General features: G+C 44.4%; 10 protein-coding genes and 1 pseudogene. 6 read left to right on the forward strand and 5 right to left on the reverse strand.

What is annotated here, in order from left to right; genetic code table 11:
• Window positions 1–5: 5 nt before the first annotated feature.
• The 6 genes and pseudogenes from ABDK00_RS05190 to ABDK00_RS05215 all read left to right on the forward strand — a co-directional run bounded on the left by ABDK00_RS05190 (window position 6) and on the right by ABDK00_RS05215 (window position 6,193).
• On the forward strand, window positions 6–959 hold the full coding sequence (locus ABDK00_RS05190; RefSeq protein ID WP_346238813.1) for a glycoside hydrolase family 43 protein: 954 nt from the start codon (window positions 6–8) through the stop codon (window positions 957–959).
• A gap of 41 nt (window positions 960–1,000) precedes the next feature.
• Window positions 1,001–1,774 (forward strand): rhamnogalacturonan acetylesterase, encoded by a 774-nt coding sequence (locus tag ABDK00_RS05195; RefSeq protein ID WP_346238814.1) that lies wholly within the window; start codon window positions 1,001–1,003, stop codon window positions 1,772–1,774.
• A gap of 87 nt (window positions 1,775–1,861) precedes the next feature.
• Window positions 1,862–4,309, forward strand: a complete 2,448-nt coding sequence (locus tag ABDK00_RS05200; RefSeq protein ID WP_346238815.1) for a DUF4982 domain-containing protein — start codon at window positions 1,862–1,864, stop codon at window positions 4,307–4,309.
• 269 nt (window positions 4,310–4,578) lie between these two features.
• Window positions 4,579–5,349 (forward strand): HNH endonuclease, encoded by a 771-nt coding sequence (locus ABDK00_RS05205; RefSeq protein ID WP_346238816.1) that lies wholly within the window; start codon window positions 4,579–4,581, stop codon window positions 5,347–5,349.
• Window positions 5,350–5,353: 4 nt separating this feature from the next.
• Window positions 5,354–5,584 carry a hypothetical protein gene (locus tag ABDK00_RS05210; RefSeq protein ID WP_346238817.1) on the forward strand — a complete coding sequence of 77 codons (231 nt, stop codon included), beginning with the start codon at window positions 5,354–5,356 and terminating at the stop codon, window positions 5,582–5,584.
• A gap of 90 nt (window positions 5,585–5,674) precedes the next feature.
• Window positions 5,675–6,193: pseudogene (locus tag ABDK00_RS05215) on the forward strand (type II restriction endonuclease).
• Between the two features lie 95 nt (window positions 6,194–6,288).
• Here ABDK00_RS05215 and ABDK00_RS05220 read toward each other — a convergent pair.
• From ABDK00_RS05220 to ABDK00_RS05240, 5 genes are read right to left on the reverse strand one after another with little or no spacing between them, the layout of a single operon-like run.
• A complete protein-coding gene (locus tag ABDK00_RS05220; RefSeq protein ID WP_346238818.1) occupies window positions 6,289–7,344 on the reverse strand; it encodes a hypothetical protein in 1,056 nt (351 codons plus the stop codon).
• 5 nt (window positions 7,345–7,349) lie between these two features.
• Window positions 7,350–8,975: a glycoside hydrolase family 28 protein gene (locus tag ABDK00_RS05225; RefSeq protein ID WP_346238819.1), complete on the reverse strand. Its 1,626-nt coding sequence runs from the start codon at window positions 8,973–8,975 to the stop codon at window positions 7,350–7,352.
• 4 nt (window positions 8,976–8,979) lie between these two features.
• The gene (locus ABDK00_RS05230) at window positions 8,980–10,347 is read right to left on the reverse strand and encodes a glycoside hydrolase family 28 protein (protein ID WP_346238820.1); all 1,368 of its coding nucleotides are present in this window, start codon (window positions 10,345–10,347) and stop codon (window positions 8,980–8,982) included.
• 16 nt (window positions 10,348–10,363) lie between these two features.
• Entirely contained in the window at window positions 10,364–14,011 is a 3,648-nt protein-coding gene (locus ABDK00_RS05235; protein ID WP_346238821.1) for a DUF4450 domain-containing protein, read from the reverse strand.
• Window positions 14,008–15,066: a glycoside hydrolase family protein gene (locus ABDK00_RS05240; protein ID WP_346238822.1), complete on the reverse strand. Its 1,059-nt coding sequence runs from the start codon at window positions 15,064–15,066 to the stop codon at window positions 14,008–14,010. The genes ABDK00_RS05235 and ABDK00_RS05240 overlap by 4 nt, the downstream gene beginning before the upstream one ends.
• Window positions 15,067–15,118: the final 52 nt, after the last annotated feature.

The following is a 15,118-nucleotide window of genomic DNA, read 5'->3' on the forward strand; positions in this document are numbered from 1 at the left end:
TGACAATGAAAAGTATTTTTATAATTGGTTTGATGTGGCTGTCACTGGACCTGGCGGCGCAGGCCGATTCGGTTTATATTTTTTCTTATTTTAAAGACAATGGACAGGATGGCCTTCACCTTGCCTTTAGTCACGATGGCTACGAATGGCAAAGCCTGAACAATGATCAGTCTTTTCTCAAGCCGACGGCAGGAAAAGATAAATTGATGCGCGACCCTTGCGTGATACGTGGCGCTGACGGCCGCTTTCACATGGTTTGGACGGTAAGCTGGAACGAAAAAGGTATTGGCTATGCTTCTTCGCAAGACCTGATTCACTGGAGCGAACAACAATATATTCCTTTGATGGAAAATGAGAATGCCCTAAACTGCTGGGCTCCTGAAATAAATTATGACCCCCGCACCAAAGAATATATGATCTACTGGGCAACAACGGTTCCGGGAAAATTTCCCGAAACAGACGCCTCTGGCGATGGAAAGTATAACCATCGCATGTATTTTGTTTTGACGCCTGATTTTAAAAAATTTACCAAACCGCAAATATTGTACAATCCGGGATTTACGGTTATTGACGCGACCATAAAGCAGCACGGGGATAAACACTTCATGTTTATAAAAGATGAAAGAAAGTTGCCGCAGGCGCAAAAAAACATCAGAATAGCAACCAGTAAACAGCTTTATAAAAATTATGGTACGCTTTCCGCGCCCATTACCGGCGATTATTGGGCGGAAGGGCCGACTGTTTTAAAAAAAGGTACAAAGTGGATCGTATATTTTGATAAGTACCGCGATCATCGGTACGGAGCCATACAATCAACAGACCTGCAACATTGGGAAGATATTTCTCCTAAAATAATCATGCCTAAGGGAGTGAGGCACGGTACGGTCTTTACAATTTCAGCGAGCGAATTCAAACAGCTGCAGCAACATAGCGCTGACACTGTTCATGCGGAACACTAAAGAGAATCTTTAATTGATATTAAAAAAATATAAAAGTAAATATGAAACGTTCCTTGATTTATTTGATCATTTGTAGTCTGGCGCTCACGGCGTTTAAATTTTTAAAAGAAAAGCCGGTGTTGTATATTATCGGAGATTCAACAGTAAAGAATGGCAGTGGGAAAGGCGCTGACCAGTTGTGGGGCTGGGGCAGTTTGATCGACGTATATTTCGATACGGCGAGAATTGATGTTCAAAACCATGCCATCGGCGGCCGCAGCAGCCGTACGTTTATCACCGACGGCAGATGGGACGCGATTTTGAAAACCTTGAAAAAAGGGGATTTTGTTATCATGCAATTTGGGCATAATGACGCCTCACCTCTGGACGACACAGCGCGTGCACGGGGAACGATCAGGGGTATTGGAAAGGAAAGTAAGGATATATATAATCCCATCAGGAAGATGAATGAAACCGTTTACTCCTATGGCCATTACATGAGAAAATACGTGAACGAAGCCAGGGCAAAGGGGGCAATTCCGATTATCTGTTCGCCGGTGCCCCGAAATAATTTTAAAGAAGGTAAAGCCCGTCGCGGTGACCAGGATTATGGCTTGTGGGCCAAACAGATAGCGGCAGAAACAGGAGCATTTTTTATTGATTTAAATAACCTCATCGCCGACGAATACGACAAAATGGGCGAAAAGGCAGTGGACAAATTTTTCCCGAAAGACCATACACACCCCAACAGGGAAGGCTCGCAATTGAATGCAGCGAAGGTTGTGGAGGGCCTGAAAGGTTTAGACAAATGCTCCTTGAAACAATATCTTAAATAAAAATGGAACTGTAAATAATACTGCTTCCAGCGTACCCAAATCAAATAATTTGAGCAGTGTTTTTATCAGTTAAAGTATCTTTCCGAAATGAAAAAATTGCATGTCGGTATGAGGTTCTTCTTTTTTTCCTTTTGTTCTTTGCTCATTTGTGGGATGCCGCTTTCCGCTCAACAGCGCACCGTAACGGTTTTGAATGAAGGCTGGCGGTTTGCAAAAGGATCGTTTGCCAATGCTGCCGGCAATGATTTTGATGATAGTAAATGGCAAACGGTATCGGTGCCGCATGATTGGGCCATCAGCGGGCCTTTCGATAAAGAGATAGATAAACAGGTAGTGGCCATCGAGCAGAATGGTGAGAAGGTTGCCACAGAAAAAACCGGCCGCACGGGTTCACTGCCCTATATTGGCGAAGGCTGGTATCGCTATGCCTTCAACGCGCCTGCATTTGAGCCTGACAAAGAAGCGCTGTTGCTTTTTGAAGGCGCCATGAGCGAGCCCAAAGTATTTTTAAATGGAAAACTTGTAGGCCAATGGAATTATGGCTACAGTTATTTTTATATTGATATTTCCAAAGAACTTAAACCTGACAGTCAAAATCTGCTGGCTGTTCAATTAAATAACAAAGGCGAGTCTTCCCGATGGTATCCCGGTGCAGGCTTATATCGCAATGTGTCTTTGATTATAAAAAATAAAGAAAGCATTGATATGTGGGGTACTACTGTTACGACTCCGTTTGTCTCCGAAAAAGTTGCTGCGGTAAAGGTTGCCACGAAAGTTGTGGCTGAGAGCGGATCGTTGATCACGGATATTTTTGATAAGTCCGGTAAAAAAGTAGCTTCCGATACTGCGTATCAAATCATCAATCACCAGTTGGAACAGCGGTTGGCGATTGCACATCCCAAACTATGGAGCCCCGAGACCCCGGTTCTTTATAAAGCCGTTTCGCGGTTGTATGTTAATGGTGTATTGAAAGATCAGGTAACCCAAAAGTTTGGCGTTCGGTCTATCAGTTATACGCCTGAAAAAGGATTTCAATTAAATGGCGTAACACGGAAGTTTAAAGGCGTTTGCCTGCATCACGATCTGGGCCCATTGGGCGCGGCGGTCAATAAAGCTGCGCTGCGGCGACAATTGGAAATTTTAAAAGACATGGGCTGCGATGCCATTCGCAGTGCGCATAATATGCCATCTTTTGAACAGCTGGAACTCTGTGATGAAATGGGTTTTATGTTTCTTGCGGAAAGTTTTGATGAATGGGCAAGGCCGAAGGTTAAGAACGGTTACAACCGCTTTTTCGAAACTGATATGGAAAAAGATGTGGTTAACCTGGTGAGGGCTACGCGCAATCACCCTTGTATTGTTATGTGGAGCGCCGGCAATGAAGTGCCCGATCAGCGCGATTATGTGGGTGCAAAACGCGCCAAAAGAATTCAGGATATTTTTCATCGTGAAGACCCGACGAGGCCCGTGACGGTAGGAATGGACCAGGTACAAAATGCGATGAAATACGGCTTTGGAGCAGTGCTCGATATGCCCGGCCTAAACTATCGCCTGCCGTTGTATGAAGAAGCCTATAAAACATTTCCACAAGGGTTTTTATTAGGTTCCGAAACGGCATCTACCGTGAGTTCCCGCGGTATTTATAAATTTCCGGTAGTCAAGGCTGCGCAAAAGCAATACGACGATCTTCAATGCTCGTCTTATGATTTGGAATATTGCAGCTGGTCCAATTTGCCCGATGATGATTTTGTGTTACAGGATGATAAGCCCTGGGTAATCGGCGAGTTTGTATGGACGGGATTTGATTATCTGGGAGAGCCAACGCCCTATGATGATCGGTGGCCTTCGCGAAGCTCTTATTTCGGCATCAATGATTTGGCGGGCCTTCCCAAAGACCGCTATTATTTATATCGTAGTAGGTGGAATAAAAAAGAGGCTACCCTGCATATCCTGCCGCATTGGAACTGGGAGGGCAGGGAAGGGGAGACGACGCCTGTATTTGTTTACACAAGTTATGACAGCGCCGAATTGTTTGTGAACGGAAAAAGTATGGGCGTGCAAAAAAAGAATAACAGTTCGCCACAACATCGTTATCGGTTGATGTGGATGGATGTGAAGTACGAACCCGGAACCATTAAGGTAGTGGCATTTGACAAAAACGGAAAACCCGCGGCTGAAAAAACTATGCATACGTCAGGGAAACCTTTTGCGTTAAAGCTAGAAACCGACCGGAAAATAATTCAGGCCGATGGAGATGATATTAGTTTTGTTACGGTTTCAGTAGTGGATAAAAACGGGAACCCTTGTCCGACCGCAGCTGTGCCGTTGCAATTCAGCGTGCAGGGAAAAGGAAAATTTAAAGCTGCCTGCAACGGTGATGCCACTTCTTTGGAGCCATTTCAATTACCGGCGATGAAAACATTTGGCGGAAAACTTGTGGTACTGGTACAGTCCACGAAAGAAGCGGGCGACATGAAATTAACCATAACGGGGAAGGGCTTGAAAAAAGCCGGACTTTCTTTGCGTTCGGAATAGGAAGTAATGCTGAATGTGATCGGGGTTCGTGTTCCAATTTTATAAAATGGAGGGATATTGAAAGTTTTCAGTGCATTTTTTAAACTATATGATTATACAGTTCATAATACAGTTTTACGGTGCAGTTTGTGCAATTGACTAATTTTATCATATGGATGTCTTGACAAAAGGACAAAGGCGAAAAAATATGCAAGCCATACGAAGTACCGGCAATCGTACAAAACTATAAAAGTTTTGTTTACTTCTAACCTTATAATATTAGACGGTCAATGAAACGTGGGCAAAAACTATGGACGAGAGAAGAACTCATACTAGTTATCAACTTGTATTGTAAACTGCCGTTTGGGCGTTTACATCGTTTGAATCCAGATGTTATAAATCTTGCCAATTTAATAACTCGTACTCCAAGTTCGGTTGCCTTTAAGTTGGTAAACTTCGCGAGTCTTGACCCAAGTCTAAAGGCCAAAGGAATAAAAGGTGCTTCTAATGTAAGTAAGTTGGATAATGAAATTTGGAATGAGTTTTTCAATCATTGGGATACTTTACCGTACGAAAGTGAGAAATTGTTGGCTCAATTTGAACATACGACTGTTGAACAATTAAATCATATACCTGAAGAGGATTTGCCAAAAGAAGGAAAAGTGAGAGAGCAAATCGTGATGGCTAGGGTTAATCAATCCTTTTTCAGAAGTTCAATTTTGGCAGCTTACAATAATACCTGTTGTATTACTGGAATAAATCAGATAGAATTTTTAATTGCTGGACATATTCGTCCCTGGGGAGTTGATGAAAAGAACAGATTAAATCCAAGAAATGGAATCGCACTAAACGCACTTCACGACAAAGCATTCGAGGCCGGATTTATTACGATAACACCTGATTATACAATCAAGGTATCACCTCAAATATTGAAGCAAAAAGGTGAGCAATCTTATGATTTCTTTGGGAAGTTTGATAGTCGAAAAATAATTCTTCCATCAAGATTTTTACCAGATGTTGAGTTTTTAAAATATCATAACGAAGAGCGGTTTAAATTTTAGAATTATGGATAACAAATTGTTAGAAACTTTAGCTGATATTTCCTATCTCGCAGGCCAAAAACGTTATTATTCAGGAGATTCAAGGGAAGATATAGCGACTTTTATTTGGTGGGCAAAAGAGTTTGTAGCATTTCATAGGGATACTGATTGGGATAGAACTGATTATATACTGACGATTGAAGCGCATACAGATGATAAGATTGCTGCTGCCAAAATGGAGCGATGGATAAATTAGTAATGCTCGAAACGAAGCGTTGTATAACGTGACGCAATTCAGGCAAACCCTGACAAAGAAATTTTAGGATGGCTTAATGCAGAATTTCAATTGTTCAAGGCACTTGAAAACGAGCGCTATTCGCAACGCATCCAAACACCATTTGCTACAGTTGAAGAACTTGTAGAAACGGCTAATACAATTCTTAATAGACGAAAATCAAGAGCAGGAAAATCGTTGGAGCACCATTTGGCAGAAGTATTTTCAACATTCGAACTTGCTTATGCTACACAAGCGGTAACGGAGGATAACAAGAAACCTGACTTTTTATTCCCTAATGTTGAGGCATACTCGAACCCGAAATTTGATGAGACTAAATTAATAGTGCTTGCATCAAAGACAACGTGCAAAGACCGTTGGAGGCAGGTTTTAAATGAAGCAGACAGAGTAAAAACCAAACATCTTTTCACTCTTCAATAAGGAATCTCAAAAAATCAACTTGAGGAAATGTATAAGTATGACGTTTGCCTTGTTGTTCCAAAGCCTTACCTGACGAGCTTTCCGCCGGAATTTAGAGAACGTATTTTGACATTGAACAAATTTGTAGATTATGTCCAGGCTAGACAATAGTTGTTACTCATTGACGCATATCCAAGCAGATGTTGCTGGTTAATGGTTGCCAAAATTTGTCTGTCGGGGAACAAAGTCATATCCAAAAGATCATCCTATTCCCAAACCAGTGAGCATTTACCAACAGCGTAAAACTTTTTATTGTCTTTTAGCGTCAACGCGGTGTAGATGACCGTTAGCCGCCCATCGCTTTCTTCAATGGCGCAGAGCGGCGTGCGCATCGAATGGTCGCCCGGCTCAGCCCAGATATTTTTCGTTTGAATTTTTATGCGTTGCTCTTTACCCCAATTAACGCCATCGTCCGACAAACTATACCCAATTTCCTGATCGCCAAAAGCATCAAAAATCATCATGAATTTTCCGTTCTGCATCGGATAAACGATTGCGTTTTCCATAAATTCATCCACCACTTTTAAGGGGTTAAATCCTTCAGGCATGCGTGTCCACGGCCCCGATAATTTTTTAGAAAATGCCATACCCGTTGGCCAGCCTCCTTTGGGCAGATGATTATGCCCATCATACATTGCATACCAGGTGTTTCCTGCTTTATAAGGAAAAAAAGACGCAACGGCTTGTTGCCCTTCCCAGGACTGGCTGTCTTTTCCCGGTTCGAGCACGATGCCCATATCCGCGTAAGGCCCCGCAATGCCATCGCGCCCTTTTACTACCGACATCGCGCGCCAGATCCGTCCCTGGTAATCATTGCCCGCGATTTCACCTTTCGTGCTATCGCCGCCGCGATAGGCTACATAGAAAATATTCCACGCATTCTCCTCTTCATTAAAAACCACCGCATTTACCCAAACTTCGGCTCGCGGGTTAGTGGCCGTTCTTCCCGGAATGCTGGGTACCACTGTTTTTTGACGCTTCCAATGCACCGCATCATCGCTGGTCCAATAAGCAATCCTCATGTCGCGGTGCGGCCGTTCAAACATTTCATTAACGAACATATGATAGGTATTGCCCATTTTGATCACCTGGCCGGTTTCAAATCCGGAGCGATTGCCACTGGCGATGACATCCGGATGGGAGGCGCTGATGACAGGGCCTGCGTTTTCGGATGCCAGTACCAATTTTTTTTGAGCATGGATCAAATTTATCCAAACAAAAAAAACAGTCAACAGCAACGAAGCATATTTATAAAAGCGCATAGTATTTATTTTACAGCATTATTTTTTTGCCGCCAGATTTTTCGTTTCCAGTTTTGGGGCTTGCGCGGCGTTGTTTTTTTAAAGCGGATATTTTGCGATAATGGGCCTTCTACGGTTACTTCCAATTTTTGATCGGCATTTAAGAATTGAACCTTATTAAAACACATATTCCTCACATCCAATAATTTCATTCGGGCGGTGTCAACAGTGATTTTCGAGTTCTTCACGATAAAGCCATCTACGTCAGTAGCTTTTAATAATTGCACCGCGGCGCCGGTAACATTTTGCAGGACCACATGTTGCAGCGGACTTTCCGGAATGCCATCTGCTTTGACAAATTGATAAGCGCTGTCGATCTGAATATTTTTTGCGAAAATATCGATGAAAGTCGGCGTTAGCTCATTTTTAGCGCGCAGTGGATAGCGCGAAGCCAGTCCGCCCACGTGTTGTGAGCTGCCGAGCATATCCCATTCAAAAGCATATTTGGAACCTTTAATGCGGATGTTTTCATAATACAAATATTGTCCGCCGCCGCCGCGTGGCCTTCTGGTTTTAAAACGAATCGCTGACCGCGCCTCTTCAAATACACAATCGTGTACATATAAATTTTTGATCATCGAGGCAGTTTCGCTGCCCACAGTAATACCACCATGCCCTTCTAGTACAAGGCCGTTTCTTACTACTACGTTTTCTGTCGGACGATTGACGCGCAAGCCATCATAACCGCGTCCGGCTTTCATGGTAAAAGCATCGTCGCCCGTGCGCAGCGTGCAGTATTCAATTAATACATTTCTTGATGATTCAATATCGATCCCATCGCCACGCGGGATACCCACCGAATGAACCGTTATGCCGCGGATGATAACACTGTCGCAATATACAGGCACCACGTTCCAAAATGCCGTATTTTCAAGGGTGACGCCTTCTATCAAAACATTATTGCAGTTGATAGGAGAAATAAACATCGGTGGAAAAATGAAATCGCCATTGTGGCCTTCATAAATTCTTTCTGCAACGGGCGTGGTATGTTTTACTACATTTTCAATCACATCCTTCGTCATAATTTGCCTGCGAACCGAGCCGCCTTTTGCAGGCCCGATCAGGCGGCCTTCTCCAGTGATGGCGATATTGCGCTGGCCGTTTGCATAAATACAAGCGCCTAAGGACATCACTTCAATACCCTCATTGCGTGTGAAAACAGCGGGTCGGAAATCTGCCACCTCACCGCTAAAATAAACTTCAGCTCCGGCATTAATATTAAGACAGATATTACTTTTCAGTTCGATCCTTCCTGTCAGCCATTTGCCTTTGGGAATGATCACCGTGCCGCCGCCTTTCGAAGCAACGGCATCAATAGTACGCTGAATCGCCTGAGTTGCTTTTTCATTTTCCCGGGCACCAAAAGCAGTGATATGCTCTGAATAGGTAGGAAAAACGGGCTTTTGCAGTTGCGGCATCGGGAAGGGCGCTTGGATAGGCGCAATATGTTCAGGCATCGCTGCTGCACCGACCTGGGTTTTCAATGGAATAGAATCACTACTTAAAAAATAAACCCGCCGGGAGTCGAAGTTTTTTGCGGCAACGCTCAAATGGAGTAAAAGGATAGAAAGAAATGTGCAGAGTCGAATCATTAATTTATGGATTAGAGCTGAATTGTACAAGGTTCTCATGAATCTGTTGCGTATCTGTAATTTTTTGTGCAGATACATTTTTCAAAACTATGTTTTTAATGGGTAATTCTTTTTGGCCTAAGATTCGGGATATGAATTTTACCTCAGAGGCTTTAACGTCCGTTAAATAAATATTTTGGATAGGTGTTAGCCGGCGTTCATAAGTGGGCACAAGCGTTCTCCACTGATAGAGTACATCCGTTTCAATGCCTAAAATACCCTGGTCAATTTTTCCTGACCTGACGCGATCGAAGTAAATGTTTTTTACGTATCCGCCCATGCGTTCATTCGTTTTGATGAAAAGCAGGTGCATTAGTTTCGCCCCATCCTGTACTTCGCAGTTGGTTACAAACACATTTTCTATACCACCTGAAAGCTCGCTTCCGATCGCAACCAGTTGATGCCCGTTTTTTACAAAACAATTGCGGATGACAATATTTTTTGAAGGTGTCTTTAAACGCCATCCTTCGGGGTTCCTGCCCGATTTGATGGCGATAGCATCGTCGCCCTGGTCAAATATGCAATCTTCGATCAGTACCTGCTGGCTCATTTCGGGATCGATTCCATCATTGTTATGACCGTGGGCATAAACATTGACTTTTCTGATCCAAACATTTTTGCAGAGATAAGGGTGGATGGTCCAGAACGGGCTGTTGATAATATTGATACCTTCTATTGAAACGTTTTCGCAACGGTTGAACTGTATGAACTGCGGCCGCAGATGCGCGGTGTCGTTCACCATTTGGCGGGCCGCCACAGCGCTTCTTTCCCAGGCAAGATTATATAGGCGTTTAATGCTTTGCATGTGTCCGCTCGGCCGCGAAAACCATTGCTTCCAAATACGCATTTGCGCTTTAATAGTGCCTTCGCCGGTAATGGCAACATTCCTGCACTGATAAGCATAAATCAACGGTGAATAGTTATAGCATTCCATGCCTTCCCATGTGGTGGGCACCGCGGGTAGGTAATCTTCCGGATTCTCTGAAAAGAGCAACACCGCGTCTTTTGACAAATGCAGATTCACATTGCTTTTAAAATGAATTTTACCGGTGAGCCATTCTCCGTCGGGGATAATAACTGTCGCACCGCCCATTTCGCTGGCTTTCGCAATCGCAGCGGCGATAGCCTTCGTGGTTTTTTGCTGATCTCCTTTTATGGCTCCAAATTCAGTAATGGAAATCCTGGCTGTGTTACTAAAATCCGGAACTACAATATCAGGCATTTTAAAAGGCGCCGCTACCTTGATTTTCTTTAAAGGCAGTCCTGGTTCTTTTCCTGCGAAACATTGCCGCGAACTGACAACTATAAGCAAAAGGATAATAAAGCGCATCATTATTGGTTGTTTGAGTTTAATCTCTTTGTAAGGTTAGGCTCATGATGCCGGTCAGCACTTCATTTGCCAAAGTTTTTAATGTGAGTGATTGTAGTTCTTTTTGCGAATCCAACGGCAGGTCCAATACCGTCCCCGCGCCTCCTTCAATGATCCTGTCTGAGAATCCTTTGATGGTTGTGTAGGATTCATAATCTTTGGTGAACAGGCCGGTTTTGAAAATCAGTCGATAGGGCTTCGGCCCACTTTGAAAGGCAAATCCGTCGTTTCGATAGTCTTGTTCGATAGGCCACCAGTTTTCGGGGTTAATCAAAGCAAGTGTGTCTTTGGATCCGTCTGTATAATTGATCGTGATCAGGCCATTGGTGATTTGACTCTGTTGATGGTTGGTTGTGCCGGCCATCAAAATGTAGGCATGGCTTGCTTTTCCTGCAAGCGGAATGCCTATTGAGTCTGGAAATTGATCCCACTGAGAAGTGTACGCGATATTGTTGGTTGATCCTATCGCAAAAGGTATTTTATCCAGGTATAATTGGTCTTTGTTTTTCAGGCCTGCGTCAGTTATCCCGGGCTGAACCAACGGGTAACACCAATTGCCAATGCCTTGCCAGGGTATTTGAAGGGTGACGCTTTCTGCGCGCGGCGACAGGTATTTGTGCTGAAATGTATTAACGATATTTTCATTTAAGAATCTATTGATGTCGACGGCCTCGTATTTTCCTGAGGCTTTTAGATCCCAATCCGTGATGTTCTTCGTAGATACTGTTCCATCATCCCAATAAATTTTTATGCTATTCGTTCCCATATGCAACTGTTCCGATGGCAATTCGAGCACCACATTAGCACCGCCGTTTAGTTGCAAAGTTTGACGGTAGCCGTTTACCGAAAGGGCGCCCTGTTTTATTCGGGAACTATTATTTTTTATCTGGATAGCCATTTTGTTAGATGGAGCACGATCTATTTTTTTGATGGTCAGCTGCGGCAATACGGTTATAACGATAGGAGCCGTCCAGATAATTTTTCCTTTTTGCAGCGTCAGAAATACATGAGACGTGCCTTCCTGTTGCGCCATGCAAGTCACGGTGTTGCCCTGATTGGACTGCGTTAACACGCTTTGCCGTGTGTCTTTGATAGCCAGGATTTTTTCACCCGGAAAGGATAAATGAAAATGCTCTCCCGCCACCACGGTCATAGCAGTAGGAATTTTTTCAAGGCGTTCCCCGCGCCAGACAATTTTTATATTGTGGATTTGCTGTGCTCCGGATTGTATAACAATCACAGGTTGATGCAGCGCATTGTCCAACCAGGTGTAACCGGCTTTTTCTCCATTCACATATACTTCGGGATCGGTGCTCCGTGCTTCGATTTGAAGGCGAAGTTTCAAGAGTTGAGGAAACTGTTGTCTGATATCATAGGTTGAAGTGTGGCCCGATTGTTTAAAATCAATACGGATATGCGGAAGGTTAAGGCTGGCAAATTGCCAATCTTCAGGGAAGCCGGGTTCTATCCGAAGCGTATTTTTTAGTGCGTCTGGTTTTATACCAAAGAGCCCTTCTGTTAGTGTTCGTGCCGTCATGCCGATCGGGTCGGCAAAGTCGCGATAGAGCTCGCCCCTTACAGCATCGTAAAAAGAAAGTTGCTGAAAGCCACCCGGACTTGAACTTAAGTACATGCTCTCAAGCAATGCGCTTTTCCAAAGCTGAAAAGCATTATCATTTTCGCCGCTCTGCCAGTATGCTAAAGCGGTGTGGAGGTTTTCCGCAAGCGCAACATTATTTACGCTCCAGGTGTAAGGTTGCCAATTGGTAGTCGCAAGCAGAAAAAGATTTTTAAAAGGAAAGTCGCGGGCCTGCACCGGAATATGAGGAATATGCCGATCTACATAGCGGAGCATCTCAAATTTTTGCTCGCGCGATGCAATGCCTTCGTCAATGGCATGATAGATGGTCCAGAGGCCCGGTGAGATATGAGCAAGTTGGAGCCCAAGTCGGTCGCGGTTTTCAGCGAATACGCCTTTTTCGGCGATCCAAAGTTTCGTGTTTAATGCGGTTGATATTTTCAACGCTTCTGCTTCATAGGGACTGGCATCTTCGTTTATTAATCTTGCAATAGCGGCTGCTGTTTTGTGGGCGCGATAATTATAGGCGGTGGAATGCGTAACGCCGCCGCCGCTATATTGCAAGGCGTCGCTCGCCCAAATGCAGGCATAAGCATCGTATAGTCCGTCATTGTCACTATCAAAATTTCTTTTCTCCCATTCCAGGTGAAGTTTTAAAGCCGGCCAGATCTTTTTAGCGTAGCTCGTGTCGCCTGTATAATTTAAGTGGGTGAGTAGCTGATCAAAAAAGATCAGGTTCATGTCGTAATGATGGGGCTGTATTTTACCATCGGGGCTACGGCATATGTAGCCATTGCTAAACATAGCCGTTCCCATTTTTTCAAGCTGTCTTGCGAAGTGTAGCGCTGTATCCGGCGTTACGGGCCCTGCCGCGATTTTTGTAACCTGGGATTTCAAATAACTGTCAAAGTGTAAGCGGGCGCGATTCTGCCAGCCCAAAGCATCAGCTGCGTAAGCGCCGCGCCAGGCCGGTAGCCTCATACGCCACGCGACGGCGCCGTGCAAAAAGCTTGGCGCTTCCCAAATGGCGTCAGCAGCAATGGCAAGTGCGCTTCCCAAGGTGTTGATATATGGATCTGGAGTTTCCACGTTTACGCGGTTGGCAATTTCTTGTCTGGCTTTTTCCGCCCGGGCAAAAATTTTAGGCGCTTGCGCATACGAAATATGACTTATATCTTTTTGAACAAGAAAATAATAATCGGCACTTGAAGCAAGCGGCAACACGGCTGCCAGCGCCGGCGTCTTTGAAGTGCCGGAGTTTAGAAAGGAGAGGGGTGTCTGCTGTTGCGCCGCATCAACCGTTTTTAACAATGAGTTTAATGGGAATACACCTGATAGTAACTTTGCGTTGTCTTTTTTTGTAGAGTCCGGTGCGGCGTATTGAATTTCATATCGTTCATCGTCTGACAAAGGCTTTGTAAAACCATAATAAAGCGTAAAACGGTTCTTGTTGATCCGGTACTGATTGTCTGTGCAATAGGCGGGTTGTAAGTAGAACGAAGATTCAGGGTCGGCGCCGATATCGCCATCCCTGCTGAATTTCTTGCCGCTGGCGCCACCGTAAGCTATAATGGCAGAAGTGTTTGCAGGCAGTGTTTTTGTTTCCATTTTTATGATCATTCCTTCAACTTCGGACAGCGCCAGCACCGTAATTTGAACAAAACCTTTGGGAAACATCGGATCCTTTATTTCATACAACATAGCACCGGGGCGATAAATGGCTTTGATCTCTGCAGCTTCGGCCAGCCATTTGCTTTTGCCATTCACAACAATCCCGATTTTACAGTTGCCGCCCATGCCCGGCATGTAAAGCGCAAACTCGGGCAGATCGCCGGCTTCCACCCTAAATGCCGTATTGCCGCCATAAAGCGCGCGGTTAAATTTTTTGGTTCCTTTATGTAAAATAAAATCTTTCCCTTCAGGTTTATAGTGAAGCGTTCGTTCTTTGTTATGCCACAGCGCCGACGGTTCTTGCGCTATAGCGGGATACCAAAGAGAAAGGTATAAGATGGCTGAAAGAAGAGGGCGGTATAAGCTACTTATGTTCATCCGTCAATTTTGAAAATAAAAGAGGAAGCGGTCATGAATTTCCCGCCCTGGCTGGCTGTGAATAAATAGATGGGCTTGCCATTTTTCAGTAATAGCTGCGGGCGCTCGAAGCGGCCATAGCGCGAAAGATGAGCCGGAGCGGCTGGTTGTTTTATATACTTATCAGCCGGGTAAAAAGCAATTGCAGGGTTGCTCCATTTTTTCCCGTCGCGCGCATTCATAATAATGCCATACTCATGGTTGTAATATCCCATATCACGAGCCAACATATAAAAGCGTTTGTTTTCATGCCAGACAAAAGCATCTTCCAACTGCGCGTTGTTGCCTCTTTTTGAAAAATCAATAACCGGGTTTCCTTCATATTTTTTAAAGGGCCCTTCGGGATGGTCAGCAATAGCCAATCCATATTTTCTATTACCTCTGATGGGCCCGCTGGCGGATTCGTAATCCCGGGTATTCCAGGATTTATAATAAAGGAAATATTTTTGGTTATGATAGGTAACGGAAGGATTGGTCGTGCAATGATCGTCCCAGCGGCCTGTCTCGCCCGGCTGCAGCAACGGTTCGTCAAACCGCTGCCAGGGCCCGTTGATAGTATCTGCTATGGCCAAACCTATTCGCTTTGTATTTGTTTTGCCATTGCTGTTGCCCATATAATACAAGTAATATTTGCCATTGAAAAAAGTGATAAAAGGATTGTGACAGGTGGTTGCGTCCCAGTAGCCCGGCCTCGGTTTTAATATGGTGCCAGTCACTTCAAAATTTGATTCGGGCGTGTCTGCTACGGCGTGCACTATTTCACAACCATTGATCCAGCCGCTCATTTTCTTTTTGGCATCCCATCTTGAAAAGAAAACATGCACTTTGTCGTCCGGGCCGATGATCGGGGTGTTGCACCATACATAATACCCTTCGAGTTCGAGCGCACGGCCAACGGGCTTTAGTGTTTTTGCAAACTCACTTACAGGAGGCTCGGGCTGAGGGCTCCGCGGCCCCAACGTAACCAGGCCCAATCCCGCTAAACTACTTTGTTGTATGAAAATGCGTCTTTTCATTATTGATATGCTTTTTGTCGCGTTTTATAAACGAACAGAAAACTAAACGAAT

This window comes from Niabella insulisoli (assembly GCF_039652435.2).
GTDB classification, from domain to species: domain Bacteria; phylum Bacteroidota; class Bacteroidia; order Chitinophagales; family Chitinophagaceae; genus Niabella; species Niabella insulamsoli.